Here is a 25,906-nt window from a genome sequence, read left to right on the forward strand (position 1 = left end):
GTCCCCAAAATGATGGCGTTAATGGGCTGAAAAGCCTTTTTTCGTCTGCTTCCCGCACAAAAGCAAACGCCCCGAACAAGTCGGGGCGTTTGCTTGATCCGCTAATATTGCGTTTTCACACAGTCTGCTTCGGCAGCTCCTACATTGATCGAGGACAATCGTAGACCGAGACACGCTTATAATCCCCGCCTGCCAGACATCAAGACGGGTATGACCGCCATCCACATCAAGTTCCCTGCCCTGACCCTCAAGGCCGGCCCACGTGCCTTGGCGCGCATCCGGGCAAACCATGAGTTCCTGGAACTGACCGCCAACGGTCGCCTTGGCGAGCGCTTGCTGACCCTTTAGTCAGTGTTTTGCCCAGAGCTCTGGTAAACTCGCCGCCTGCCCTCATCGCCGCGGCGATCGCCACCTGACAGAGCTGAACATCACTGTGGAAATCTTCAAAGAATTTACCTTCGAATCCGCCCACCGCCTGCCCCACGTGCCGGATGGCCACAAGTGCGGCCGCCTGCACGGTCACTCGTTCAAAGTGGCGATTCACCTGAGCGGCGACCTCGATCCGCACACCGGCTGGATCCGCGACTTCTCGGAAATCAAGGCGATCTTCAAGCCGCTCTACGAGCGCCTGGACCACAACTACCTGAACGACATTCCCGGCCTGGAAAACCCGACCAGCGAAGTGCTGGCCAAGTGGATCTGGAATGAATTGAAGCCCCTGCTGCCGGAACTCAGCGCGATCCGCATTCATGAGACCTGCACCAGCGGCTGCATCTATCGCGGTGAGTAAACCGAGCTAAAGACAACGAAAATCCCTTGTGGGAGCGAGCCTGCTCGCGATGGCTGCCTATCAGTTACATTGATGTTGTGTGTGCCGACGCTATCGCGAGCAGGCTCGCTCCCACAGGTGGAACTGCGTTTCGTCAGTGAATAGAGAAACAGCCTTCAATGGCTGTTTTTTTATGCCTATGCTTTTTGGCTCGCACACGCCAAGAGGACACACCCATGACTGACTGGCCGCTGGCTCAAACCTATCGCTTCAACGGGCACCACGTTCGCTACGCCGTACGTGGCGACGGCCCGCCGTTGGTGTTCGTGCATGGCACGCCCTTCTCTTCCTGTGTGTGGCACCGGATTGCACCGCACTTCATCACCACGCACCGGGTCCACTACTTCGACCTGCTGGGTTACGGGCTTTCCGCACAGCCGGACGGCGATGTGTCTCTGGGCGTACAAAACCAGTTGTTGGTGCAATTGCTGGAGCACTGGGGCCTGGAACAGCCGGACGTGGTGGCCCACGATTTCGGCGGTGCCACTGCGTTGCGCGCACACCTGCTGAACGGCAAGGATTACCGCAGCCTGACACTGATCGACCCGGTGGCGCTGTCGCCCTGGGGGTCACCGTTCGTGCAGCATGTGCGTGAGCATGAAGCGGCGTTCAGCGGATTGCCCGATTACATTCAGCGGGCGATTGTGCCGGCCTATATTCGTGGCGCGATCAAGCGCGAGATTCCCGATCATGAACTCGAGCCCTACGTGCGGCCTTGGCTGGGGGAGCCGGGGCAGGCGGCGTTCTACCGGCAGATCGCGCAGATGGATGAACGTTATACCCGCGAGGTCGAAGGGCTGTACCCGACGGTTCGTTGCCCGGTGCAGATTCTTTGGGGGGAAGACGACCAGTGGATTCCCATTGAGCGCGGACGTGCACTGCATCAGATGATTGCGGGATCGCAGTTTCATGCCATCCCCAATGCCGGGCACCTGGTTCAGGAGGATGCGCCGGAGGTGATTGTGGCGGCCCTTTTGCGGTTTTTACCGCAACACCCATCCCCCTGAAAAAACCGCATTGACTGTGGGAGCGAGCCTGCTCGCGATAGCAATGGCACATCCAGCATCAAGGGTGACTGGCGGACCGCTATCGCGAGCAGGCTCGCTCCCACATGGGGGCTGTGCTCCTTCAGGTGCACCGCTTTCGAGCCCTTCTGCGGCCAAATCCGCCTGCTCGTCTATAAATAACAACACCCTCGCGCCATTGGCACGAGCACTGCAGTACCCCCCGCGTCCTCCATCCAGCAAGGAACGCCACATGACGCAGAACGATCCGGGCAACGATTACCCCCTCAGCGAAGTCCCGATGCATGCCCGCAAGGGGCTTGCCTCCACGGCCATGGTGCTGCTGGGTTTTACCTTCTTCACCGCAACCATGTTTGCCGGCGGCAAGCTCGGTGTGGCATTCAGTTTCGGCGAGATGATGGCGGTGATTATCCTCGGCAATCTGCTGCTGGGCATCTACGCCGCCGGGCTTGGCTACATCGCCTTCAAAAGCGGCCTCAACTCGGTGCTGATGGGACGTTTCTGCTTCGGTGAAGTGGGCAGCAAGCTCAGCGACCTGATCCTCGGTTTCACCCAGATCGGCTGGTACGCCTGGGGCACCGCGACCGCCGCCGTCGTACTCGGCAAATATTTCGAACTGAGCGAGAGCACCGTTCTGGGGCTGATGGTGCTGTTCGGCCTGGGCTTCTGCGCCACGGCGTACATCGGCTATCGCGGGCTGGAGATTCTGTCGTACATCGCCGTGCCGGCCATGATGTTGCTGCTGATGCTGTCGATGTGGGCCGCGACGGTGAAGGTCGGGGGGCTCGAGGGTTTGCTCGCGGTGGTTCCGACGGGAACGCTGGATTGGTCGACCGCCATTACGCTGGTGTTCGGCACGTTCGTCAGTGGCGCGACGCAGGCAACGAACTGGACGCGCTTCTCCCGTTCGGCGCGGGTGGCGGTGCTGGCGAGCCTGATCGGTTTTTTTGTCGGCAACGGTCTGATGGTGTTGATCGGTGCCTATGGGGCCATCGTCTATCAGCAACCGGACGTGGTCGAGATGTTGTTGCTCCAGGGTTTCGCCATGGCCGCGATGGCGATGTTGCTGCTCAACATCTGGAGCACCCAGGACAACACCATCTATAACTTCGCCGTCGCCGGCTGCAACCTGCTGCGCACCAGCCGGCGCAAAACCGTGACCCTGGCCGGTGCGGTGATCGGCACGCTGCTGGCACTGCTGGGCATGTACGACATGCTGGTGCCTTACCTGATTCTGCTGGGCACGGTGATTCCGCCGATTGGCGGGGTGATCATGGCGGACTTTTTCTTTCGCTATCGGGGCCGCTACCCTCGTTTGGCCGACACACAGTTGCCCGCGTTCAACTGGCCGGGGCTGAGCGCTTACGCGGTCGGCACAGTGGCGGCATTCAGTTCGCCGTGGGTCGCGCCGCTGGTAGGGATTGCCGCCGCCGCGCTAACGTATGTGCTATTGACCGGGGTACTGGGTGCCCGTACCGCCGACGCACCACTCCAAGATCTCTAAAAGGACTCGCCTGATGCACATCATCAACGCCCGCCTGCGCAACCAAGAAGGCCTGCATGAGTTGCACCTGGAAAACGGCCTGATTCACACCATCGCCCGGCAAACCGAGGCCCCGTCCCTGGGGCCTGATGACCTGGACGCTGGCGGTAATCTGGTGGTGCCGCCCTTCGTCGAGCCGCACATTCACCTTGACGCCACCCTGACCGCCGGTGAGCCGCGCTGGAACATGAGCGGCACGCTGTTCGAAGGCATCGAGTGCTGGGGCGAGCGCAAGGCAACGATCACCCAGGAAGACACCAAGACCCGCGCCAAAAAGACCATCCAGACCCTCGCCGCCCATGGCATCCAGCATGTGCGCACTCACGTCGACGTCACCGACCCGGAACTGACCGCGCTCAAGGCAATGCTCGAAGTCCGCGAGGAAAGCCGCCACCTGATCGACCTGCAAATCGTCGCGTTCCCTCAGGAAGGCATCGAGTCGTACCGCAATGGTCGGGAACTGATGGAAGAAGCGATCCGCCTGGGCGCCGATGTGGTCGGGGGCATTCCGCATTTCGAGTACACCCGGGATCAGGGCGTCAGTTCGGTGAAGTTCCTGATGGACCTGGCCGAGCGCACCGGTTGTCTGGTGGACGTGCATTGCGACGAAACCGACGACCCGCACTCACGCTTCCTTGAAGTGCTGGCCGAAGAGGCCCGCAGCCGCGACATGGGTTCGCGCGTCACCGCCAGCCACACCACGGCCATGGGCTCCTACGACAACGCCTACTGCGCCAAACTGTTTCGGCTGCTCGGGCATTCGGGGATCAGTTTTGTCTCCTGCCCCACCGAAAGCATTCACCTGCAAGGACGCTTCGATAACTTCCCGAAACGCCGGGGCGTGACCCGGGTCAATGAGTTGCTCGAAGCGGGGATGAACGTGTGTTTCGGTCAGGACTCGATCGTCGATCCGTGGTATCCGCTGGGCAACGGCAACATCCTGCGGGTGCTCGAGGCCGGTTTGCACATCTGCCACATGCTCGGTTATCGCAATCTGCAAAGTGCGCTGGATCTGGTGACTGACAATAGCGCCAAGGCCATGAACCTGGGCGACCGCTATGGGCTGGAACAAGGGCGACCGGCGAATCTGCTGATTCTGTCGGCGGACAGCGATTACGAGGTGATTCGCAGCCAGGGTCTGCCGCTGTATTCGGTTCGCGGGGGCAAGGTGTTGATGAAGCGGCAGATGCCGGTGGTGGAATGGGCGGATCAGCTTTAGAAAGCCGCTGACCAGACGGGCCTCTTCGCGGGCAAGCCTCGCTCCTACAGATCTGCGCTAACCCCGTAGGAGCGAGGCTTGCCCGCGAAAGCAATCTCAAAATCACCGCATCAACCGCGCCGTACCAAACAACCTCACCCGACTCAATTCGCCACCCCGTTCTTCCAGCAAAATCGGTGCCGTGCCGCCAGGCATGATCACCTTCACCTCCCCGGCCGCCACCCACCCCACACGCCACGCGGCGCACGCCACCGCACTGGCGCTGGTGCCCGACGATGCGGTCGGCCCTTCGCCGCGCTCGAACACCCGCGCAACGATTCGCCCCGCGGATTCAAGCATCGCCCATTGCAGGTTCACCCCTGCCACACACGGCTGCCCTGCCCCGGTCGGCATGGCATAGGCGATGCGGGTCAATCCTTCGGCCAATTCCGGCTCGCGCATCCGGGCGTTACTTGGCAACGCATCGGCGGCTGTCACCAACGTCACGCAATGGGGATTACCGATACGCACGAACTGGCTGTGGTTCCAGGCAGGATTGAGCGCCGACAACGGGCGCACATGACTGACTTCGCGCCCCGTCAACGTCAAGGGTTCAACGCCCTGCGCACCCACCGCTTGTGGCCCGAACGATGGCTGTCCCAGGTCCAGCCAGAACCCGTTCACACCCTCGATCTCGGCGGGTTTCACCGAAGTCTCCACCGGCGAAACCGCATCGGCCTTGTCGTGATGAACCCTGAGCAGACAGGCCTCTTCCCTCGGCATCAGCCCTTGCTCGCTGAGGGCCTTGGAAAAAATCGTCAGCCCATTGCCACTGCGCTCGGCCAGGGTGCCATCGGTGTTGACGATCAACAGGTCAAAGGGCGGCGACGATTGAAATGGCCCCACCAGCAAGCCATCGCAGCGATGTGCTTTGCTACCGGGCGGTTGTGTACCCGGAGCCCAGCCGCAGAACGCCTCGATGGCCGATAACGCCCAAGCCTCCCGGGTTTGCGCGGCATGACAGGCCTGCGCAGGCAATTCGATTCCGTTACTGCGCACGTTGTCCGGCGTCACGACTGCGTAAATATTGCCTCGAGCATCGTACATCCGCGTCATGGCGCCCCCTTCTGAGCATTTGATACGTCGACGATATCGCGAAACAGCGGCTCGCTGTGCAAGGATGTCACCCTGCCTGACTGCGGCCCGCCCGGACGTGATGATCGAACCCTTTGCGATTGTTCACTGTCCCTTGGGGAAGCGACGTTTTTTGCCAAGGATCGATGATGACCAACCTCAATACCCAAGCCGCCTTCGTCCCCGGACGTCTGGAACAGATGTCCACCCGCATCGCCTTTTTCATCGCCGGGTTCGGCATCGCGGCCTGGGCACCGCTGGTGCCTTACGCCAAGGCGCGGGCCGGGCTGGATGAAGGAACCCTCGGGCTGTTGCTGCTGTGTCTGGGAGTGGGCTCGATTCTGGCGATGCCCATGGCCGGGATTCTGGCTTCGCGTTTTGGCTGCCGTCGGGTGTTGAGCGGCGGGACCTTGTTGATCTGCGCGGCACTGCCACTGTTGGCGACGGTGTCTACGATTCCGGCGTTGATCGCCGCGCTCTTCATGTTTGGCGCCGGGCTGGGCACGGTGGATTCGACGGTGAACCTGCAAGCGGTGATCGTCGAGCGAGCCAGCGGCAAGACCATGATGTCGGGGTTTCATGGGTTGTTCAGCCTCGGCGGCATCGTCGGCGCGGCGGGTGTCAGTGCCCTGCTCGGCTTGGGGATGTCACCGCTGGGGGCGATGCTGGTGGTGATCGTGCTGCTGGTGGTGGCGTTGCTCAAGGCCGCGCCACATCTGTTGCCCTATGGCAGCGAAAGCTCCGGCCCGGCGTTTGCCGTGCCGCATGGCATCGTGCTGTTTATCGGCGGCATGTGTTTCATCGTGTTCCTGGCCGAAGGCGCGGCGCTCGACTGGAGCGCAGTGTTCCTGGCGCAGGAGCGCGGGATCGACACGGCGTACGCGGGGCTGGGTTATGCGGCGTTTGCGCTGACCATGACCGTCGGGCGTTTGACCGGCGATGCCATTGTCCGGCGCCTCGGTGCCACACGAGTGATCGTGTTTGGTGGCCTGACGGCCGCGGCGGGCTTGGCGTTGGCGACGTTCGCAACCAGCTGGGAAGCGGCGCTGGTGGGTTATGCGCTGCTGGGGGCTGGCTGTTCGAACATTGTGCCGGTGCTGTACACCGCCGTGGGCAAACAGACCGTCATGCCGGAAAGCATCGCCGTGCCGGCCATTACCACGTTGGGCTATGCAGGAATTCTCGCCGGGCCTGCCGTGATCGGCTTTATCGCCCATGGCAGCAGTTTGAGTTTTGCCTTTGGGTTGATGGCGGTATTGCTGGTGGCCGTGGCGATTGGCGGGAAGGTGTTGAAGGTTTGAGACGTCGCAAACTGATTCATGGCGTTCTTCAAGGACATGACCGGCATCCCCCCTGGCGCATGGATTAAGTAAGCGACGATCGGCCGCAGAAACCTATTGCCAGTAAATATTACCTGCGACATATTACATCCGTAATAAAACAGCGTTTCTCACAGGTAATCTCCATGACCAGCATGCCCAGCCTTGAACCCGACCTTGCTGTCGCGGTGAGCACACCCAAGCCTCCCCTGCTCAAGCGGTTGATCTTGCTGTCGACGGTCATCGCGACCCTGGTGTTCGCCGGGCTGTACGCGACTCACTGGTGGACCGCTGGCCGCTTCATCGAAGAAACCGACGACGCGTACATCGGCGGCGATGTGACGGTGATCGGGCCGAAGGTGGCAGGTTACATCGAAGAGGTGCTGGTCACCGACAACCAGAGGGTCAAGGCCGGCGATGTGCTGATTCGTCTCGACGCCCGCGATTACCGCGCCAACCTGGCCAAGGCCGAAGGTGCGGTGGCCGCTGAAGAAGCGCTGCTCGCCAACCTCGACGCTACCGAACAACTGCAACACGCGGTGATCGGCCAGGCCCGCGCCGGTATCGACGCTACCGGTGCCGAAACCGCCCGCTCCCGGGACGATGATGCTCGCTACAAAAAACTGGTTGGCAGCAACGCCGTCTCGGTGGAGAGCGCCCAACGAGCCAACGCCACCTTCAAGACTGCCCAGGCGCAGAGTGCCCGGGCCCAGGCCGAACTGCTGGCCGCGCAACGTCAGTTGAACGTGATCGATACCCAGAAACAGCAAGCCCGCGCGGCGTTGATACAAGCGCGGGCCGAGCGTGATCTGGCGCAGTTGAACGTCGGTTACACCGAGTTGAAAGCACCCGTCGATGGCGTGATCGGCAATCGCCGAGCACGGGTTGGTGCTTACGCCCAGGCCGGTTCGCAACTGTTGTCGGTGGTACCGGCCAGCGGGCTGTGGGTCGACGCCAATTTCAAGGAAGATCAGCTGGCCCGGATGACGCCGGGCCAGCGTGTAATCGTTCATGCGGACGTGCTCAAGGGGCGTGAATTCCACGGCCATCTGGACAGCCTCGCGCCGGCCAGCGGTTCGCAGTTCAGCGTGCTGCCACCGGAAAACGCCACCGGCAACTTCACCAAAATCGTTCAGCGAGTACCGGTGCGGATCCTGCTCGACCCGGCCGACGGCGTGCTCGGTCATCTGCGCCCCGGTCTGTCGGTGACGGCTGAAGTGGACACCCGCGCCGAGCCTGAATCCCCAACCGTGGCCAGCGCGCCATGAACCGCGCCCTCGCCGCCCCCGCACAGCCGTTCAACGCCGCCAACATGGCGACGGCGACCAAGGTGTTCGCCTTCGCCACCATGTGCATCGGCATGTTCATTGCGCTGCTGGATATCCAGATCGTCTCGGCGTCGCTGCGTGACATCGGCGGCGGGCTCTCGGCCGGCACCGACGAAACCGCCTGGGTGCAGACCAGTTACCTGATCGCCGAAATCATCGTGATTCCGCTGTCGGGCTGGCTGTCCCGGGTGTTCTCGACCCGTTGGCTGTTTTGCGCTTCGGCGGTGGGCTTCACTTTAGCCAGCCTGCTCTGCGGCGCGGCCTGGAACATCCAGAGCATGATCGCCTTCCGCGCCCTGCAAGGGTTTCTCGGTGGTTCGATGATTCCGTTGGTGTTTACCACGGCGTTCTTTTTCTTCACCGGCAAACAACGGGTAATCGCCGCCGCGACCATTGGTGCCGTGGCCTCGCTGGCGCCGACGCTGGGGCCGGTAATCGGTGGCTGGATCACCGACATTTCGTCCTGGCACTGGCTGTTCTACATCAACCTGGTGCCGGGCATTTTCGTTGCGGTGGCGGTGCCGATGCTGGTGAAAATCGACCAGCCGGAATTGTCGCTGCTCAAGGGTGCCGACTACCTGAGCATGCTGTTCCTGGCAGTGTTTCTCGGTTGCCTGGAATACACCCTCGAAGAAGGCCCACGCTGGAACTGGTTCAGCGACAGCACGATTCTGACCACCGCCTGGATCAGTGGCCTGGCTGGATTAGCCTTCATTGGTCGCACCCTGTACGTGGCCAACCCGATCGTCGATTTGCGCGCCTTGAAAGACCGCAACTTCGCCCTCGGCTGTTTCTTTTCGTTCGTCACGGGGATCGGCCTGTTCGCGACGATTTACCTCACGCCATTGTTTCTCGGCCGCGTGCGCGGTTACAGCGCGCTGGACATTGGCCTCGCGGTTTTTTCCACCGGGGTGTTCCAGATTCTGGCAATTCCTCTGTACGCCTTTTTGGCCAACCGCGTCGACCTGCGCTGGATCATGATGACCGGCCTTGGGCTGTTCGCCTTGTCGATGTGGGATTTCAGCCCGATCACCCACGACTGGGGGGCCAAAGAATTGATGTTGCCGCAAGCCTTGCGCGGGATTGCTCAACAACTGGCGGTTCCGCCAGCGGTGACCCTGACCCTCGGCGGGTTGGCACCGGCACGGCTCAAACATGCGTCGGGGTTGTTCAACCTGATGCGTAACCTCGGCGGCGCGATGGGTATCGCTGCGTGCGCCACGATCCTCAATGACCGCACCAACCTGCACTTCACCCGGTTGGCGGAGAACCTCAACAGCACCAACGAAGCGCTGAATCAGTGGTTGTCCCAGGTCGGCCATAACTTCGCCGCCCTCGGCCAGAGCGGCGACATCGGCGTCACCGCCAGCCTGCATCAGCTGTGGCTGCTGACCTACCGCGAAGCGCAGACGCAAACCTACGGCGACGCGTTCCTGATGATCATGGTCTGCTTCATCCTCGCCACGGCGATGGTGCCCTTGATGCGCAAGGTACAACCACCGGCCGCGCCGAGTGCCGATGCTCATTGAGCCCGACGCTTACTCCTGAGGCATTTTGCGGAAACCCACGGCCAGGCGGTTCCAGCTGTTGATGGTGGAAATCGCCACGGTCAGGTCGACCATTTCCTTGGGGCTGAACTCGGCGCTGAGCAGCGCATAGTCTTCGTCCGGGGCGTGGGTCAGGCTCAGTTGCGTCAGGGACTCGGTCCAGGCCAGCGCGGCGCGCTCACGATCAGTGAAGAACGGCGCCTCGCGCCAGGCCGTCACGGCGAACAGTCGACGTGGCGTTTCCCCGCCCTTGATGGCATCGGCAGTGTGCATGTCGATGCAAAACGCGCAGCCGTTGATCTGCGACGCGCGCAGCTTGACCAGTTCAATCAACGACTTTTCCAGCGGCAGCTTCGAAACGGCGGCTTCCAGGGCCATCATGGCTTTGAGACCGTCCGGGGAAGCGGTGTAGAAATCGATACGAGGTTGCATGGTGAGCTCCAATCACAGGTGGGGTTGGCGCTACGTTAATGCGGACCTTAGGTTGAACAAATAGCCAATTATTGGGAAGTTGAGGATGCCAATGGACCACAAGATTTTCAGTGACTGTGCCGACGCTTTCGCGAGCAGGCTCGCTCCCACATGGGCTTTGTGTCAGACATCAGTTGTATAAGCACCAAAGATCAAATGTGGGAGCGAGCCTGCTCGCGAAGGGCCGGAACAGGCAAACACATCAGCCGCTACGCTTGCGCAACCACTGCAAAAACCCTTTCTTCTCCACCACCTTGGGCGTTTCCTGAATCAGCGTCTGAGCCTTGTTCAAGCGGAAATCCAGCAACGCCTTCATCGCTTCGCCGATGTCATGCCGCGCATCCAGGCACGGCTGGAGGTATTCCCTCTCGATCCGATACAAATTGCAGACCGTCTTGGCGCTAAAGTCCGCCGGCATCGCCATATCGGACAAAATCCCGCCCTCGCCGATCACCTCTCCCGGCCCCATGCGCCCGGTTTCGAACTTGACCCCGCCACGACTCAGCTCCACCGACACGACGCCGGATTCGATGATGAACAAATGATCGCTGACCTCCCCCGCCGGCAGGATCATTTCACCGGGGCGGAAAGTTTGCAGTGTCATGTTCTGGCTGAAGGTTTCTTTTTCTTCCTGACGCAGGGTCGAGAAAATGTTCGAGGCGTCCAGCAATGCCCGTGGCCGCGACAGGTTGGCAGGTGCATTCGGTTCGACGTTCGACAACAGGCTGACACCGCTGGCCTGCAAGTGCCGGAACGCCAGGTCGAACAGCAGATTGCGGACCATGCGTTTCTGGTCCATCGAGACGACGAAACCACTGATTTCGTATTCCACGCCCGTGGCGCTGGAGCCTTTCAACGCTACACACGGCGCCGGCTTATTCAACAGATAGCGGCATCCTTGCATCGCCCGTTCCAGCGCGTCGATCACCGTTTGCGGACGTGCGTGCGGGCTCAGTTGCAAGCTGATGGAGACGCCGAAAATGTCACTGGGCCGGCTGAAGTTGATGATCTTGGCCTTGGCTGCCAGGGAGTTGGGGATTACCGCCATGCTGCCCTGGGCCGTTTGCAGGCGCGTCGCGCGCCAGTCGATGTCGATGACCCGGCCTTCGGTGCCGTCGATGGAGATCCAGTCATCCAGTTGATAGGGTTTGGTGGTGTTGAGGACGATCCCGGAAAAAACGTCGCTGAGGGTACTTTGCAAGGCCAGGCCGACGATGATCGCCAACGCGCCGGACGTTGCCAGCACGCCCTTGACCGGCAGATCGAGTACGTACGCGAGGGCGGCGATAATCGCGATCAGGAAGATCACCGCGCCAAGCAAATCCTGCAGCAAGCGCCCGGTGTGCCCGACCCGTTGCATCATCACCGCACCGATCAGCACCGTCAGAGTGCGCGCACCAAACAGCCACCAGCCGATCTGCAAACCGGTGGCTGCCAGGTGCAGCGGGACGTTGTCGACCCAGGGCGCCGTCTCCATGGGGTTCATGCCTTCGTTGAACAGCAGCATGCTGAACAGCGCGAAAATCACCACCCGCACCGCCAGTTTCCAGTTGCTGCCGCTGGCCGCGATCAAACGCCACAATCCCAGATCGATCAGGATAAGAATCAATGCGCTGATCAATGGGTGTTCGGTGAGCAGTGACAGCATCGAGCGACTCCAGCAAGGGCCAATGGCGCAAAGATCTCACAGATTGCAGGAGCTGGCGAAGCCTGCGATCTGCAAAACACCACAAAACAAATGTGGGAGCGGGCTTGCTCGCGAAGGCTGCTTCACATTCAACAATAATGTTGACTGTTACACCGCTTTCGCGAGCAAGCCCGCTCCCACATTAGATAGGTGTTATCGGGTTACTTGCTGTTAGTCAGGGTGTTGTAGCTGGTCATCAGGTTGCGGTAGTCCGGAATGTGGTTGGAGAACAGGGTCGCCAGACCTTCCACATCGTTGCGCCAGTCACGATGCAGTTCACAGGCCAGGCCGAACCAGGTCATCAGCTGGGCACCGGAGGACGACATGCGATCCCACGCCGATTGACGGGTCAATTCGTTGAACGTGCCGGAGGCGTCGGTCACCACGAACACCTCAAAGCCTTCGGCCAGGGCCGACAGCGCCGGGAACGCCACACAAACCTCAGTCACTACACCGGCGATGATCAGTTGTTTCTTGCCGGTGGCCTTGATCGCCTTGACGAAGTCTTCGTTGTCCCAGGCATTGATCTGACCAGGGCGAGCGATGTACGGCGCATCCGGGAACAACGCCTTGAGTTCCGGCATCAACGGGCCGTTAGGGCCGGTTTCGAAACTGGTGGTCAGAATCGTTGGCAGCTTGAAGTATTTGGCCAGGTCGGCCAGGGCCAGCACGTTGTTCTTGAAACGGTCCGGATCGATGTCGCGCACCAGAGAAAGCAGACCCGCCTGGTGATCGACCAGCAGAACGGCGGCGTTATCCTTGTCGAGACGTTTGTAGGAAGTAGTCATGGGGTAATCCTCGCTTTTTATCGATGCCGAACGGGCCGGCGTAAGTGAACTCTGTTTTTTCGTTTAAACGCGGCCAGGCAAGCGCATTAGCCAATGCCCGGCACGCCACAGCGCTACAACAATGATTTCAATCACTCATCCGGCCGAAGCGGCCCGACTGGAAGTCGGTAAAGGCCTGATGGATTTCCTGCTCGCTGTTCATCACGAACGGGCCGTGGCCAACGATGGGTTCGTCGATTGGCTCGCCGCTGAGCAGCAACACCACGGCGTCGTTATTGGCCTCCAGGCTGAGCTGATCACCGTTGCGTTCGAACAACGCCAACTGCCCTTCACGCACCAGTTCCTTTTGATTGACCTGAACCGTGCCACGCAGCACTACCAGCGCCGTGTTGCGCCCATCGTGCAGGTCCAGGGTCAGCAACTTGCCGGCATTCAAGCGAATGTCCCACACGTCGATCGGCGTGAAGGTGTGCGCCGGGCCTTTACGGCCGTCGAACTCACCAGCGATCAGGCGCAAGCTGCCAGTGTTGTTCTTGAGCGGGATGCTCGGGATGTCACCGTCGAGAATCGTCTGGTAACCGGGGTCGGCCATCTTGTCCCTGGCGGGCAGGTTGACCCACAGCTGAACCATTTCCAGCGTGCCGCCGGTTTTGGCGAAACCTTCAGAGTGGAACTCTTCATGGAGAATCCCTGAGGCCGCGGTCATCCATTGCACGTCGCCGGGGCCGATTTTGCCGCCGCTGCCGGTGGAGTCACGGTGTTCCACTTCGCCCTTGTAAACGATAGTCACGGTTTCGAAACCACGGTGCGGGTGCTGACCAACGCCACGACGTTCAGTGGTCGGGGTGAATTCGGCTGGACCGGCGTGATCCAGCAGCAGAAACGGGCTGATGTGTTTGCCCAGGTTGTCGTAGGAAAACAGCGTGCGAACCGGAAAACCATCGCCGACCCAATGGGTTCGTGGGCTGGTGTAGATACCGATGATGTTTTTCATCTTTTCCTCCAAATCTGTGGTGTGACGCGATGGACAAAGCTTAAAACCGACGCCTTTGGTGCGCTAGACTGCAAAAATCAGCCTTAGCGTTCTATTTGGAGAACGATGGTGGAAGACCTCAACACCCTGTACTACTTCACTCAGGTGGTGGAACACCGCGGTTTCGCCCCGGCTGGCCGCGCGCTCGACATGCCCAAATCCAAGCTCAGCCGACGCATCGCCGAGCTCGAAGAACGCCTCGGTGTGCGGCTGCTGCACCGCACCAGCCGGCATTGCTCGTTGACCGAAATCGGCCAGGCTTATTACCAGCGTTGCCTGGCCATGCGCGTGGAGGCCGAAAGCGCCGCCGAACTGATCGAACGCAACCGCTCCGAACCACAAGGCCTGGTGCGTATCAGTTGCCCCACGGCGCTGCTGAACACCTGGGTCGGGCCGATGCTGACCCGCTACATGCTCAAATACCCGTTGGTGGAGTTGTTTATCGAGAGCACCAACCGCCGGGTCGATCTGATCCACGAAGGGTTCGATATCGCTCTGCGAGTGCGCTTTCCACCGCTGGAAAACACCGACATGGTGATGAAAGTGCTGGGTAATAGCACTCAGTGCCTGGTAGGGAGTCCGGCGTTTTTGCAGCGCTTGTCGTCACCGGCCACGCCGGCGGATCTCAGCGGTCTGCCGAGCGTGCATTGGGGTGGCGCGCAGCGTGAATATCAGTGGGAATTGTTCGGTGCCGATGGCGCCAGCGCGCTGATTCGTCATACACCGCGGATGGTCACCGACGACTTGCTGGCCTTGCGTCACGCGGTGCTCGCCGGCATCGGCATCGCCCACCTGCCTGGTGTGGTGGTGCGTGATGACATTGCCGCCGGGCGACTGGTGGAGCTGGTGCCAGGCTGGACACCCAAGTGCGGGATCGTGCACGCGATCTTTCCTTCGCGACGCGGATTGTTGCCGTCGGTGCGGACGTTGATTGACTTTCTGGGCGAGGAGTTCAGCCATAGCGATATTGCTTAGGCGGGTTAAAACCCGACACCGAGTCGTGGCTATCGCGAGCAGGCTCGCTCCCACAGGAGATCTGTGGTGTACGCAGATCCAGTGTGGGAGCGAGCCTGCTCGCGATAGCGTCATATCAGGCCCCTCAATACCCCTGACAAGTCACTCATTCATGACTTGCAGTAAACAGTGCTTTGCCCAACCAGCGGTTTTTCTCAAGGGTGCAGCCGGGGATACTCCTGCCCATTCTTACTGCAACCTCTGGAGTCATTGATGTCTATCCCCGCATTCGGTCTTGGTACCTTTCGCCTGCAAGGCCAGGTGGTCATCGATTCGGTGAGCACCGGTCTTGAGCTGGGTTACCGGGTGATCGACACCGCGCAAATCTACGAAAACGAAGCCGAGGTCGGCCACGCCATCGCGGCCAGCGGCATTGCCCGTGACGAGCTGTTCATCACCAGCAAAATCTGGGTCGCCAACTTTGCCAAAGACCGTTTGATCGACAGCCTCAAAGAAAGTCTGAATAAACTGCAAACCGATTACCTGGACCTGACGCTGATCCACTGGCCGTCGCCGGAAGATCAGGTACCGGTCGAAGAATTCATGGGGGCGCTGCTCGAAGCCAAAAGACAAGGCCTGACCCGGCAGATCGGCGTGTCCAACTTCACCGTCGAGCTGATGCAACAGGCCATTGCCGCCGTCGGTGCCGAGAACATCGCCACCAACCAGATCGAGCTGCACCCGTACCTGCAAAACCGCAAGGTCGTCGAGTTCGCTCAAAGCCAAGGCATCCAGATCACCTCTTACATGACCCTGGCCTACGGCGAAGTGTTGAAGGACCCGGTCGTCCAGCACATCGCCGATCGTCTTCAGGCGACACCGGCCCAGGTCACGCTGGCCTGGGCCATGCAGCTGGGGTACGCGGTGATCCCTTCCTCCACCAAGCGCGCCAACCTGCAAAGTAATTTGCAAGCCTGCGCCCTGACCCTGAGCGACGCCGACATGGCGCTGATCGCAGGTCTGGATCGCGGCCAGCGGCTAACCAGCCCCAAGGGCATTGCGCCACAGTGGGATTGAGTCTCAACCTTGGCTCAAGTGCTTGTCCAGCAAGGACATAGCGTGTTGCAGCTGGTCGACGGCGTTGTCGACCAGCGTCAGGTCACCCGCATCAATAACATGCTCCAGTTGCTCGCAACGCTCGATCAGGCGTTGCGCCCGAACCATGCGCGCACTGCCCTTGATGCGGTGCGCCAGATCTTGCAAACCGCGCCGATTGCCACTGGCGTGAGCCTGAAGCAGATTCTCCCGATCGGTCCGATTGGTCACAACCAGTTCGCGCACCAGACGATCGAGCAGTGAACGGTCCGCACCGATGTATTGCTCCAGGCCACTGAGGTCTATCTCGGGTGGCGATTGCGTTTCGCTCACGAATCTGGAGGCCAGCCATGCGCTCAAATCCGCCAGCAGAACAGGCTTGAACAGGCAGTCGTCCATGCCTGCCTCCAGGCAGCGGAGCTTTTCCTCGGGTTGTGCATTGGCGGTAAAGCCCAGAATCAGCGTCGGCGGCAAGCCCAGGGCGCGCTCTTCATCGCGTATGGCACCGGCCAGTTCATAACCGCTGAGCATCGGCATCGTGCAGTCGGTTATGACCAGATCGAATTCATGTTCGCGCCACTGCTCAAGCCCCCGCGCGCCATTTTCAGCGTCCAGAACCTGATGCCCCAGATGGCCCAACTGCCATAAAAGCAGTAATCGATTGGCCGGATGATCGTCGACCACCAGAATCGTCAGCGGCCGCGTCGGCACCTGCGGCGCATTATCCAACCCCGCACTGGAAGGCAGTGGTTGCAATGCGATCAGCTCCAGATGGATGTCGACCTGCGTGCCTTGCCCAGGCACGCTCGCCAGCTGCAACCGCCCGCCCATCATCTCGCACAGCGTGCGGCTGATGACCAGGCCCAACCCGGAACCACTGCGAGCTGATTGCGGATTATTGCCGGCCTGAACAAACGAGCTGAATAGCCGTTGCTGATCGACGGTGCTGATGCCAATGCCCGTGTCTTCAATGCGCACGCTGACCGCCAGGTGCCCGGACGCAATGGACGATGCCCGCAACGTCAGGCTCACCCTGCCCTCACGGGTGAACTTGATGGCGTTGCTCAGCAGATTGGACAGCACCTGCTTGAAACGTGTGGGATCAATCAACACATCGCAGTCACTGTGTTCGTCCAAATCGATTCGCCACGCCAGCGCTTTCTGCCGTGCAAGGCCTTCGAAAACCCGACACACCGAATCCACCAGCCCCCGCAGATTGGCGCGCTCGGGTGTCAGGGATAAATGCCCGGACTCGATGCGGGCGATGTCCAGAATGTCACCGATCAGCGCCAGCAGTTGTTGCGCGGCACTGGACGCCACCTCAATGGCAAAGCGATCGGTGACGCCCTCGTCCGCACGTTTGAGGGCCAGTTCGAGCATGCCGATCAGGGCGTTCATCGGTGTGCGGATTTCATGACTCATGGTGGCCAGAAAAGTGGTTTTGGCGCGGTTGGCATCGTCCGCCTCGTCTTTGGCGTCCTGCAACTGCTGCAACCATTGCTGACGCTGACGGATCTGCCGGCGCTGCCAGGCGATCCAGCCCAGGGCGAGTAACAGCAAGGCGCCAGCCACGGCAAACGCCTGCAGAATGCTTTGACGATGACGCAACCAATAGCTGTCATCCACCACCACGTCATTGCTCCAGCGGGCCACCAGATCGTCCATCTCCTGGGGCGAGATGCTCAGCAACGCCTTGTTCAGAATCGAGTGCAGCGCCAGCGCATCACTTCCGGTCGCCAGAGCGATGCGCGCCGGTTCATCGCCCACGGTACTGCTGATGCGCAGACGCCCGCTGTAATACCGGGCAATCAGGTAGCGGGTCATGAACAATGAACTGAGCGCGGCATCGGCCTCCCCCTTCATGACCATTTCCAGGCCTTGGGCCGGGCCTTGCACATCCAGCATCCGCACCTGCGGTGCCCGGGCGAGAATGAATGCACGCATCGGATGACTGTGATAAATCGCCAGGCGTTTGCCGGCCAGATCGTCCAGCGTTCTCGGGCTACCGGGGGTGACTGCACTGACCAGCGTGTATGGGTTGGTGACGTAAGGGCTGGTAAAACGCAGCCCGGCTACGCCTTCAGTCGTGGGGATGAGAGCCGGCAATACGTCGATCTCGCCAGCCTTGAGTCGCTGGATCTGCTCGTCCAGGGATTGGCCCCGCAGCACGTTGAAATTCAAACCGCTACGCTGGCTGATCAGCGTCAACAATTGCGCGGTCAACCCGCTGAATCGCCCTTGGGCATCATAGAAAGTCAAAGGCGCAAAGTCCCCGACCACGCCGACCCTCACCGTCGGATGCTGATCCAACCAGCGCTGTTCACTGGCGCTCAGACTCACTCGTTGCAGACCCAGCCGATTGGCGCGGCCGGCACTCCATCGTTGCTCGATGGCAGAGCGTTGCTCCATCGGGATCGCCGCCAGTGCCTTGTCGACGATGTTTTTCAGGCGCGTATTGTCCCGAGCCAATGCGAAACCGAACGGGTTGGCGTCAAGGCCGGATGGCCCCATCAACTGAACGTTATTGTGGTAGTTGTTGTTGATCAGGTAATTGGCACTGATAAGGTCCCCGAGGTACACATCATCCTGCCCGTACGCCACGGCTCCGAGTGCATCGAGCGCCGACGAGTAACGTTGCAGATCAGCCTTGGGGTAAAAGGCTTTGACGGTCTGCTCCGGTAGATAGTCGGCGACCATGGCGATGCGTTTTCCGGCCAGATCCTCGGGCATGCGCTCGTCCAGCCTGGTGACCAGCATCGGCTGATCTTCGGCATAGGCGCTGGATCGAGACAGATCGGGATCGGCGGCCTCGAAACTGTTGGAGGTTCCCAGCAGATCCAGGTCTTTGCGTTTGAGTGCCTCCATCGCCGCCTCGCGTGTGCCATAGCGCAGCACCTCGATGTTGACATGCAGCAGTTGCCCAAGCAGCTCGACGTAATCGGCGGTAATGCCCTCCAGTTCATCGTGATTGCGCGTCAATTCGAAGGGCGGGTAGTCCGGCCCCGTTACACCGACGCGCAACACCCGTTTGCTGACCAGCCAATTGCGATCATCCCTATCCAGCTGGACGGCATAGCCTTCCACCGTGGAGCGCCCCAGCAGGCGCAATGACTTGGGCTCGTCGGCCACCGCGACCCGTGCCAGCGATACCAGACACAGCATCAAGCCCCATAGAAAAACACGCACGGTCAGGCTCATCAGATCAGATGATTGCGCTTGGCGAAGTCCCGCAGGTGTACGGCGGCGTTCACCCCCAGCTTTTCGATCAAGCGGGTCTTGTAGGTGCTGACCGTCTTGTGACTCAGGTGCATCAGTTCGCCGATCGCCTTGTTCGTCATGCCCCGGGCCAGGTGCTGCAGGATGGTCAGTTCGCGGTTGGAGAGTTTGTCGATCATCTGTTTTTCGCTGCGTTGCAGGGGGTTCTGCGATCCCGAAGGCAGGCGCGCGAAATAGGTGTAACCGGTCATGACCGCATGCACGGCTTTTTGCAATTGACTCAGGACATTGGTCTTGGCGACATACGCCATGGCCCCGGCGCGCATGCAACGATCCTGAAAGAACCACGGATCGAGCGATGAGAACACCAGCACTCGGCACGAAAAATCACTGGCTTTGATCCGTTCCAGCACATCCAGCCCATCGCCGTCGGGCATGACCAGGTCCAGCACCACAAGTGCAGGTGAATGCTCACGGAGCATCGACAATGCCTCGCTACCGCCGGCAGCCTCGTAAATCCGCTTGAACCCCTCCATTTCCAGTACGATTTTGACTGCGGCGCGTACCACTGGATGATCGTCCACAATCAGCACTGACTTCATGGCAACTCCCTGTGCAAAGACCTGACGATTGCGCACGAATGCACTCCGGATAACGCCGGACCGGACGCAACGGCTGCGCTAAGACTTTTGCATGGAGTGCAGGAAAAATGAACCTGACAAAAATGATAGTAGCGACAAACGGTAGCCCCGGAATCAACCGATCCGTTGCCGATACCGCTCATGCTCCGAGGACTGAACACCTTCACACCCAAGCGGATCGATGAGCGCCATCAGCTGTTGAATGGACAAAAGATCCGGCAGCGCCGCATGGCTCACCTGAACCTTCTGCTGAACCGTTCGCTCAATACCGGCGGCAGGCGTCAGCGGCAATCGTGCCTGCTGGCCATCGTAGATCAAGGTGTGATTAACCTGGCCGTTATCGAGGAAGAACCCCGGCAGGTCAAACGCCCCACCCGCCAGCGAGGCATTGATGACCACCAGATCGAACGGCTCGTAGCCGTACTCGATCAGAGTCAGCATTTGCGCAAGGCTGTGCACCGGTGCCACCCGGTAGTAACCGAGCTGGTTGAACAACCGCTCGGTTTTCATCCGGTGAAAATGCTGTTCGTCGACGATCAGAATTCGTAAGGCTTTGTTCGGCAAAACGTGCCCCCACTGAGGGTTTCAGATTCGTGAGGGCGCAAGGCTACGGAAGACCTGTCGTGTTTTCTGTAGGACTTTTCCTAAAAATGAATGCCTCTGTCCGACGATGGGCGATTGAAGATCAAAAGATCGCAGCCTTCGGCAGCTCCTACCGGGTGTAAACCGTTCGAATGCCTTCGACTGCACCGGCCGGGTGTAACCGTTCGAATGCCTTCGACTGCACCGGCCGGGTGTAACCGTTCGAATGTAGGAGCTGCCGAAGGCTGCGATCTTTTGATCTTGATGTCAGCGCAAGCAAGATCAAAAGATCGCAGCCTTCGGCGCCTCCTACGTTGGCAGCATTACTGCCAGCCAAACCGTCGAACGTAGAAACCTTTAACCGCCTGGGTCAGCGCCATGTACGCCAGCAGTATCATCGGCAGGAACACGAAATACAGCGATGGCAGCGCCTGCAGTTTGAAGTAATGCGCCAGCGGCCCCATCGGCAGAAAAATCCCCACGGCCATGATGACCCCGGTCATTACCAGCAGCGGCGTGGCGGCGCGGCTCTGCAGGAACGGGATTTTCGGCGTGCGGATCATGTGCACGATCAGCGTCTGGGTCAGCAGCCCGACCACGAACCAGCCAGATTGAAACAACGTCTGATGGTCCGGGGTGTTGGCATCGAACACATACCACATCAAGGCAAAGGTGCTGATGTCGAAGATCGAACTGATCGGGCCGAAAAACAGCATGAAGCGCCCGACATCCGCCGGCTGCCAGCGTTGTGGTTTTTTCAGCATGTCCTCGTCGACGTTATCGAACGGGATGGCGATCTGCGAAATGTCGTAGAGCAGGTTTTGCACCAACAGGTGCATCGGCAACATCGGCAGAAACGGAATGAACGCACTGGCCACCAGCACCGAGAACACATTGCCGAAGTTCGAGCTGGCGGTCATTTTGATGTACTTGAGCATGTTGGCAAAGGTGCGCCGCCCCTCCAGCACGCCCTCCTCCAGCACCATCAGGCTTTTCTCCAGAAGGATGATGTCCGCCGCTTCCTTGGCGATGTCCACGGCGCTGTCCACCGAAATGCCGATGTCGGCGGTACGCAGGGCCGGTGCGTCGTTGATGCCGTCGCCCATGAAACCGACCACGTGGCCGTTACCCTTGAGCAGACGCACGATGCGTTCCTTGTGCGACGGCGTGAGTTTGGCGAAGACGTTGGTGGCCTCCACCGCCACCGCCAGCTCGGCGTCGCTCATGCGTTCGATGTCGTTACCCATCAGCAGGCCTTGCTGCTCAAGACCGACTTCGCGGCAGATTTTCGCGGTCACCAGTTCGTTGTCGCCAGTCAGCACTTTCACCGCCACACCATGAGCGGCCAGGGCCTTGAGCGCTGGCGCGGTGCTTTCCTTCGGTGGATCGAGGAAGGCCACGTAGCCGATCAGCGTCAGTGCCTGTTCATCGGCCAGACTGTAAGTGTCGCGCCCCTCGATCATCGGCCGCGCCGCCACCGCCACCACCCGCAGGCCTTCGGCATTGAATGTCGCGGTGACCTGGCGAATCCGCGCCAGCAGTTCATCGCTCAGCGCTTCGTCGGCAACGCCGTGACGCACCCGGGTGCACACCGCCAGCACTTCTTCCACCGCGCCTTTGCAGATCAGCAGAGGCGGCTGATCACGCTCGGCCACCACCACCGACATGCGCCGACGGGTGAAGTCGAACGGAATCTCGTCGACCTTGCGAAACGCCGTACCGACTTTCAGTTCACGGTGCACTTCAACGTGTTCCAGCACGGCCACGTCCAGCAGGTTTTTCAGGCCGGTCTGGTAGTAGCTGTTGAGGTAGGCCATTTCCAGCACGTCATCGGAATCGTTGCCCCAGACATCGACGTTGCGGGCGAGGAAGATTTTGTCCTGGGTCAGCGTGCCGGTCTTGTCGGTGCACAGCACGTCCATGGCGCCGAAGTTCTGGATCGCATCGAGACGTTTGACGATGACTTTTTTGCGCGACAGAAACACCGCGCCCTTGGCCAGCGTCGAGGTGACAATCATCGGCAGCATTTCCGGGGTCAGGCCCACGGCAATCGACAGCGCGAACAACAACGCTTCGGTCCAGTCACCCTTGGTGAAGCCGTTGATGAACAGCACCAGCGGCGCCATGACGAACATGAAGCGGATCAGCAACCAGCTGACGTTGTTGACCCCGGTCTGGAACGAGGTCGGCGCGCGATCGGTAGCACCGACCCGTTGCGCCAGCGCACCGAAATAGGTGTCGTTGCCCGTGGTGAGAATCACCGCCATCGCCGTGCCGGACACCACGTTGGTGCCCATGAACAGGATGTTGTCGAGGTCCAGCGGGTTGCAGGTGTCGTTGTTCTGCTGACGGGGAAATTTTTCCACCGGCATCGATTCACCGGTCATCGCGGCCTGGCTGACGAACAGGTCCTTGGCGTTGAGTACCCGGCAATCGGCAGGAATCATGTCGCCGGCCGAGAGCACGATCAGGTCCCCCGGCACCAGTTGCTTGATCGGCAGTTCGATGCGTCGTGCCCCGCTGTCCGCCACCTCCCGACGCATCACCGTGGCCGTGTTGCTGACCATCGCTTTGAGCGCGTCGGCGGCCTGATTGGATTTGGTTTCCTGCCAGAAGCGCAGCAAGGTCGAAAGCACCACCATGGAGAAAATCACGATGGCGGCTTTCAGGTCTTCGGTCAGCCAGGAGATGACCGCCAGCAAGGTCAGCAGCAAGTTGAACGGATTTTTGTAGCAGTGCCACAGGTGCGTCCACCACGGTAGCGGTTGCTCGTGCTCGACTTCATTGAGGCCGTATTGCTCGCGCAATGTATCGGCTTCAAGTTCACTCAGGCCGTCGGTGTGACTGCCGAGGTTGTCCAGCAGTTGGCCAGTGTTGCTGTTGGCGGCGGCGACCAGGGTTTGCGCCAATGTCGGTGGGACTTCACGACTGACCGTGGTGTCAGTAAAGCTTTCGAGCAACACCAGACGGCGGAAGTGCCGGGCGATGTGGCGGGTACGCAGGAATCCGGCGAAGAATTCCTTGAGCAAGGTAAGGTTCATGGCAGTGCCCCCAGGGTCAGCCGGGAAACCGTCGAGCAGGCGTGTCGAGGCGCTGCGATGACGACACGAGGGTCGAACATCACACGCTGTTGAGCGTCGATGAGAGGGACGTCGGGAGTCGTGCCGGAACTGGCCACGATCGGGATGCCGCTGCTCGCTTTTCGGCGAGATAACGGCACCAAAGGCTGCGCGTTTATCTTGCCGGGAAAATGCCGGTTACCGAGACCGGCCGACAACTGTCACTCGAACAAGTACCCACTGTGGGTCTCCGCTATTGATGAAAACGCGCGAAGCTTACGCCGCGATTTCTAGAGAGTAAACGCTGCAAAGGCGTGTGATGGGGGAATCGCGAGGTTCTTCAGGAAGGGTTCAGGATTCAAGATTTGTGGGACTCTTTCGGGCCCCTTCGCGAGCAGGCTCGCTCCCACAGTGGATCTTCAGTGAACACAGAGTTTGTGTAAGACAAAGATCAAATGTGGGAGCGAGCCTGCTCGCGATGGCGGCCCTTACAGCCGCAACAAATCTCAGCTGGCAGTCGCCAACAACACATCCATCACCGACCGACCCTGCCCACGCAACTTGCCATGCTCATACAACGAACCGGCAATTTCATCGGCACGGATCGGCAGGATCGACAGCAAGGTGTCGCTCAAGCCGTGGCTGGCCTGGCAGAAGCCCTGCATGTAGATGCCGGCCTTGCAGCGCTCGTCGGTGATCAGTTTGTAGTGGCGATCGACCTCGAAATCGCCCAGGTACTGTTCCATCGGCGCCAGCAGTTTGCGGTGCATCTGACGCTCGTAACCGGTGGCCAGCACCACGGCGTCGTAGCGGCGAACCGTGACGTCGCCGGTGGCATTGTTGCGTACCGCCAGTTCGATACCGCGCTCGGTGGCGGTGGCTTTTTCAACGGTGGTCAGGGTACGGAACGCATGGCGCGCGATGCCCGAGACTTTCTGCCGGTAGAAGATGCCGTAAATGCGTTCGATCAGGTCGATGTCCACCACCGAATAGTTGGTGTTGTGGTACTCGTTGACCAGGCGCTCGCGTTCGCTGCTGGCCTGCTGGAACACCAGGTCGGTGAACTCCGGCGAAAACACTTCGTTGACGAAGGGGCTGTCATCGGCCGGTTTGAGGGCCGAGCCGCGCAGGATCATGTCCACCTGCACCGACGGGAAGCTGTCGTTCAGGTCGATGAAGGCTTCCGCCGCACTCTGCCCGCCGCCGATGATCGCGATGTTCATCGGTTGGTTGTTCACGCAGCGCTGCTTGGCCATGCGCTCCAGATACTGGGAATGGTGAAACACCCGACCGTCATCCTTCAGTGCCTTGAACGCTTCGGGAATACGCGGTGTACCGCCGGCGCTGACCACCACCGAGCGGGTGGTGCGCACATGCTGCAACCCCTGAGTATCACGGGAGATCACCCGCAGCGCTTCGACCTGCTGATGGTGCAGCACCGGCTCGATGGCCAGCACTTCCTCGCCGTAGCGGCTCTGCTCGGTAAATTGCCCGGCGACCCAGCGCAGGTAGTCGTTGTACTCCATGCGGCATGGATAGAAGGTGCCGAGGTTGATGAAGTCCACCAGACGACCGTGGTGCTTGAGGTAGTTGACGAAGGAATACGGGCTGGTCGGGTTACGCAGCGTCACCAGATCCTTGAGAAAGGAAATCTGCAGTTCGCTCTGAGTGACCAAGGTGTTGCCGTGCCAGCGGTAGTCCGCCTGCTTGTCGAGAAACAGCACATCCAGTTCGCCCTGACTCGGCCCGCGCTCTTGCAGGGCGATGGCCAGGGCCAGGTTCGAAGGGCCAAAACCGACGCCGATCAGGTCGTGAACGATGGGCGATGCAATTGCCTGTGTCATTTCCAGTGTCCTCTGGATGAACCCCGGAGCAGCGGGGATAACGCCTGGGTGACCTGACCGGCCTTGTGCGGCAGCAGATCGTCTGTTGAATAGGAACGAGGACAATGAAAAAAAATTTAACGAGGGCTGATTAAGGAGCGTCCCACTGACGCATTCGCACCCGGCAATGCTTCATGGCATTGACGATGTGCTTTTCCACCAGCGCCCGGGAAATCCCCAGGTGCTCGGCGATTTGCGGGTGCGACAAGCCTTCGATCTTGCGCAGCAGAAAACTCTCGCGACACAACCGTGGCAATTCCGCCAGCGCACGCTGGAGCATGTCCAGACGCTGACCGTGATCGAGGCTGTTGTGGGGGGATGGCGTGAAGTAGCGCTCTTCACTGTCGAGTACGTCCAGGGATTCGACCTGCCGCAAGGCATTGCGTCGGTGGTCGTCGATCACCAAATTGAGCGCGGTGCGATAAAGAAACGCCCGGGGTTGTTCGATCGGCGTGTCGCTGGAGCGCTCCAGCACCCGCAGATAAGCGTCATGCACCACATCTTCGGCCACCTGACGGTTACCTAGCTTGGCGTTGAGGAAACACACCAGCTCGCGATAGTAGTTTTCCAACAT

General features: G+C 60.2%; 20 protein-coding genes and 1 pseudogene. 10 read left to right on the forward strand and 11 right to left on the reverse strand.

The window, feature by feature from the left end; genetic code table 11:
* Positions 1-198: 198 nt before the first annotated feature.
* The 5 genes and pseudogenes from KGB14_RS28675 to codA form a co-directional block, all read left to right on the forward strand.
* Positions 199-282, forward strand: a pseudogene (locus KGB14_RS28675) (hypothetical protein); the annotation flags it as partial.
* Between the two features lie 151 nt (positions 283-433).
* Positions 434-790 carry a 6-carboxytetrahydropterin synthase QueD gene (queD, locus tag KGB14_RS17345; protein ID WP_003173033.1) on the forward strand — a complete coding sequence of 119 codons (357 nt, stop codon included), beginning with the start codon at positions 434-436 and terminating at the stop codon, positions 788-790.
* 215 nt (positions 791-1,005) lie between these two features.
* Positions 1,006-1,836, forward strand: a complete 831-nt coding sequence (locus KGB14_RS17350; RefSeq protein ID WP_223487979.1) for an alpha/beta fold hydrolase — start codon at positions 1,006-1,008, stop codon at positions 1,834-1,836.
* Positions 1,837-2,086: 250 nt separating this feature from the next.
* Entirely contained in the window at positions 2,087-3,358 is a 1,272-nt protein-coding gene (gene codB, locus KGB14_RS17355; RefSeq protein WP_223487980.1) for a cytosine permease, read from the forward strand.
* Between the two features lie 13 nt (positions 3,359-3,371).
* A complete protein-coding gene (gene codA, locus KGB14_RS17360) occupies positions 3,372-4,616 on the forward strand; it encodes a cytosine deaminase (protein ID WP_095053066.1) in 1,245 nt (414 codons plus the stop codon).
* A gap of 102 nt (positions 4,617-4,718) precedes the next feature.
* Here codA and KGB14_RS17365 read toward each other — a convergent pair whose 3' ends face one another.
* The gene (locus KGB14_RS17365) at positions 4,719-5,711 is read right to left on the reverse strand and encodes a diaminopimelate epimerase (protein WP_223487981.1); all 993 of its coding nucleotides are present in this window, start codon (positions 5,709-5,711) and stop codon (positions 4,719-4,721) included.
* A 167-nt stretch (positions 5,712-5,878) separates the two neighbouring features.
* Between KGB14_RS17365 and KGB14_RS17370 the strand changes: the two genes are divergently transcribed.
* From KGB14_RS17370 to KGB14_RS17380, 3 genes are all read left to right on the forward strand, one after another.
* Positions 5,879-7,030 carry an MFS transporter gene (locus KGB14_RS17370; RefSeq protein ID WP_223487982.1) on the forward strand — a complete coding sequence of 384 codons (1,152 nt, stop codon included), beginning with the start codon at positions 5,879-5,881 and terminating at the stop codon, positions 7,028-7,030.
* A 164-nt stretch (positions 7,031-7,194) separates the two neighbouring features.
* Entirely contained in the window at positions 7,195-8,316 is a 1,122-nt protein-coding gene (locus KGB14_RS17375; protein ID WP_223487983.1) for an HlyD family secretion protein, read from the forward strand.
* Positions 8,313-9,905, forward strand: a complete 1,593-nt coding sequence (locus tag KGB14_RS17380; protein WP_223487984.1) for a DHA2 family efflux MFS transporter permease subunit — start codon at positions 8,313-8,315, stop codon at positions 9,903-9,905. Before KGB14_RS17375 ends, KGB14_RS17380 begins: the two co-directional genes overlap by 4 nt.
* Before the next feature lie 9 nt (positions 9,906-9,914).
* Here KGB14_RS17380 and KGB14_RS17385 read toward each other — a convergent pair whose 3' ends face one another.
* The 4 genes from KGB14_RS17385 to KGB14_RS17400 all read right to left on the reverse strand — a co-directional run bounded on the left by KGB14_RS17385 (position 9,915) and on the right by KGB14_RS17400 (position 13,863).
* Complete coding sequence (locus KGB14_RS17385; protein WP_192343253.1) at positions 9,915-10,355, reverse strand: carboxymuconolactone decarboxylase family protein; 441 nt, start codon at positions 10,353-10,355, stop codon at positions 9,915-9,917.
* A gap of 241 nt (positions 10,356-10,596) precedes the next feature.
* Positions 10,597-12,042: a mechanosensitive ion channel domain-containing protein gene (locus tag KGB14_RS17390; RefSeq protein WP_223487985.1), complete on the reverse strand. Its 1,446-nt coding sequence runs from the start codon at positions 12,040-12,042 to the stop codon at positions 10,597-10,599.
* A 200-nt stretch (positions 12,043-12,242) separates the two neighbouring features.
* The gene (ycaC, locus tag KGB14_RS17395; protein ID WP_123357471.1) at positions 12,243-12,869 is read right to left on the reverse strand and encodes an isochorismate family cysteine hydrolase YcaC; all 627 of its coding nucleotides are present in this window, start codon (positions 12,867-12,869) and stop codon (positions 12,243-12,245) included.
* Between the two features lie 127 nt (positions 12,870-12,996).
* Entirely contained in the window at positions 12,997-13,863 is an 867-nt protein-coding gene (locus KGB14_RS17400; RefSeq protein ID WP_223487986.1) for a pirin family protein, read from the reverse strand.
* Positions 13,864-13,968: 105 nt separating this feature from the next.
* Between KGB14_RS17400 and KGB14_RS17405 the strand changes: the two genes are divergently transcribed.
* Together KGB14_RS17405 and dkgB are read left to right on the forward strand one after the other, a co-directional pair.
* The gene (locus KGB14_RS17405; RefSeq protein ID WP_223487987.1) at positions 13,969-14,877 is read left to right on the forward strand and encodes a LysR substrate-binding domain-containing protein; all 909 of its coding nucleotides are present in this window, start codon (positions 13,969-13,971) and stop codon (positions 14,875-14,877) included.
* A 252-nt stretch (positions 14,878-15,129) separates the two neighbouring features.
* Positions 15,130-15,933 carry a 2,5-didehydrogluconate reductase DkgB gene (gene dkgB / locus KGB14_RS17410; protein WP_223487988.1) on the forward strand — a complete coding sequence of 268 codons (804 nt, stop codon included), beginning with the start codon at positions 15,130-15,132 and terminating at the stop codon, positions 15,931-15,933.
* 3 nt (positions 15,934-15,936) lie between these two features.
* Here the strand turns inward: dkgB and KGB14_RS17415 are convergent, their stop codons facing one another.
* The 6 genes from KGB14_RS17415 to KGB14_RS17440 all read right to left on the reverse strand — a co-directional run bounded on the left by KGB14_RS17415 (position 15,937) and on the right by KGB14_RS17440 (position 25,906).
* The gene (locus KGB14_RS17415; protein WP_223487989.1) at positions 15,937-19,149 is read right to left on the reverse strand and encodes an ATP-binding protein; all 3,213 of its coding nucleotides are present in this window, start codon (positions 19,147-19,149) and stop codon (positions 15,937-15,939) included.
* The gene (locus KGB14_RS17420; protein ID WP_223487990.1) at positions 19,149-19,769 is read right to left on the reverse strand and encodes a response regulator transcription factor; all 621 of its coding nucleotides are present in this window, start codon (positions 19,767-19,769) and stop codon (positions 19,149-19,151) included. Before KGB14_RS17420 ends, KGB14_RS17415 begins: the two co-directional genes overlap by 1 nt.
* A gap of 153 nt (positions 19,770-19,922) precedes the next feature.
* Positions 19,923-20,372 carry a response regulator gene (locus tag KGB14_RS17425; protein ID WP_223487991.1) on the reverse strand — a complete coding sequence of 150 codons (450 nt, stop codon included), beginning with the start codon at positions 20,370-20,372 and terminating at the stop codon, positions 19,923-19,925.
* A 341-nt stretch (positions 20,373-20,713) separates the two neighbouring features.
* A complete protein-coding gene (gene mgtA, locus KGB14_RS17430; RefSeq protein WP_223487992.1) occupies positions 20,714-23,431 on the reverse strand; it encodes a magnesium-translocating P-type ATPase in 2,718 nt (905 codons plus the stop codon).
* Between the two features lie 524 nt (positions 23,432-23,955).
* On the reverse strand, positions 23,956-25,293 hold the full coding sequence (locus KGB14_RS17435; RefSeq protein WP_223487993.1) for a lysine N(6)-hydroxylase/L-ornithine N(5)-oxygenase family protein: 1,338 nt from the start codon (positions 25,291-25,293) through the stop codon (positions 23,956-23,958).
* A 130-nt stretch (positions 25,294-25,423) separates the two neighbouring features.
* Positions 25,424-25,906, reverse strand: coding sequence for a sigma-70 family RNA polymerase sigma factor (locus KGB14_RS17440; protein ID WP_317851030.1), 483 nt, complete (start codon positions 25,904-25,906; stop codon positions 25,424-25,426).

This window comes from Pseudomonas sp. A-RE-19, from assembly GCF_019956555.1.
GTDB lineage: Bacteria > Pseudomonadota > Gammaproteobacteria > Pseudomonadales > Pseudomonadaceae > Aquipseudomonas.

Excerpts from the sequence above, each read along its gene's own strand:
- KGB14_RS17375 (WP_223487983.1), top strand. The coding sequence starts at position 7,195 with ATGACCAGCATGCCCAGCCTTGAACCCGACCTTGCTGTCGCGGTGAGC.
- codA (WP_095053066.1), top strand. The coding sequence starts at position 3,372 with ATGCACATCATCAACGCCCGCCTGCGCAACCAAGAAGGCCTGCATGAG.
- KGB14_RS17385 (WP_192343253.1), bottom strand. The coding sequence starts at position 10,355 with ATGCAACCTCGTATCGATTTCTACACCGCTTCCCCGGACGGTCTCAAA.
- KGB14_RS17390 (WP_223487985.1), bottom strand. The coding sequence starts at position 12,042 with ATGCTGTCACTGCTCACCGAACACCCATTGATCAGCGCATTGATTCTT.
- KGB14_RS17365 (WP_223487981.1), bottom strand. The coding sequence starts at position 5,711 with ATGACGCGGATGTACGATGCTCGAGGCAATATTTACGCAGTCGTGACG.
- codB (WP_223487980.1), top strand. The coding sequence starts at position 2,087 with ATGACGCAGAACGATCCGGGCAACGATTACCCCCTCAGCGAAGTCCCG.
- ycaC (WP_123357471.1), bottom strand. The coding sequence starts at position 12,869 with ATGACTACTTCCTACAAACGTCTCGACAAGGATAACGCCGCCGTTCTG.
- KGB14_RS17380 (WP_223487984.1), top strand. The coding sequence starts at position 8,313 with ATGAACCGCGCCCTCGCCGCCCCCGCACAGCCGTTCAACGCCGCCAAC.
- KGB14_RS17405 (WP_223487987.1), top strand. The coding sequence starts at position 13,969 with ATGGTGGAAGACCTCAACACCCTGTACTACTTCACTCAGGTGGTGGAA.
- KGB14_RS17400 (WP_223487986.1), bottom strand. The coding sequence starts at position 13,863 with ATGAAAAACATCATCGGTATCTACACCAGCCCACGAACCCATTGGGTC.
- KGB14_RS17440 (WP_317851030.1), bottom strand. The coding sequence starts at position 25,906 with ATGTTGGAAAACTACTATCGCGAGCTGGTGTGTTTCCTCAACGCCAAG.
- KGB14_RS17370 (WP_223487982.1), top strand. The coding sequence starts at position 5,879 with ATGACCAACCTCAATACCCAAGCCGCCTTCGTCCCCGGACGTCTGGAA.
- KGB14_RS17420 (WP_223487990.1), bottom strand. The coding sequence starts at position 19,769 with ATGAAGTCAGTGCTGATTGTGGACGATCATCCAGTGGTACGCGCCGCA.
- dkgB (WP_223487988.1), top strand. The coding sequence starts at position 15,130 with ATGTCTATCCCCGCATTCGGTCTTGGTACCTTTCGCCTGCAAGGCCAG.
- KGB14_RS17415 (WP_223487989.1), bottom strand. The coding sequence starts at position 19,149 with ATGAGCCTGACCGTGCGTGTTTTTCTATGGGGCTTGATGCTGTGTCTG.
- KGB14_RS17350 (WP_223487979.1), top strand. The coding sequence starts at position 1,006 with ATGACTGACTGGCCGCTGGCTCAAACCTATCGCTTCAACGGGCACCAC.
- KGB14_RS17435 (WP_223487993.1), bottom strand. The coding sequence starts at position 25,293 with ATGACACAGGCAATTGCATCGCCCATCGTTCACGACCTGATCGGCGTC.
- mgtA (WP_223487992.1), bottom strand. The coding sequence starts at position 23,431 with ATGAACCTTACCTTGCTCAAGGAATTCTTCGCCGGATTCCTGCGTACC.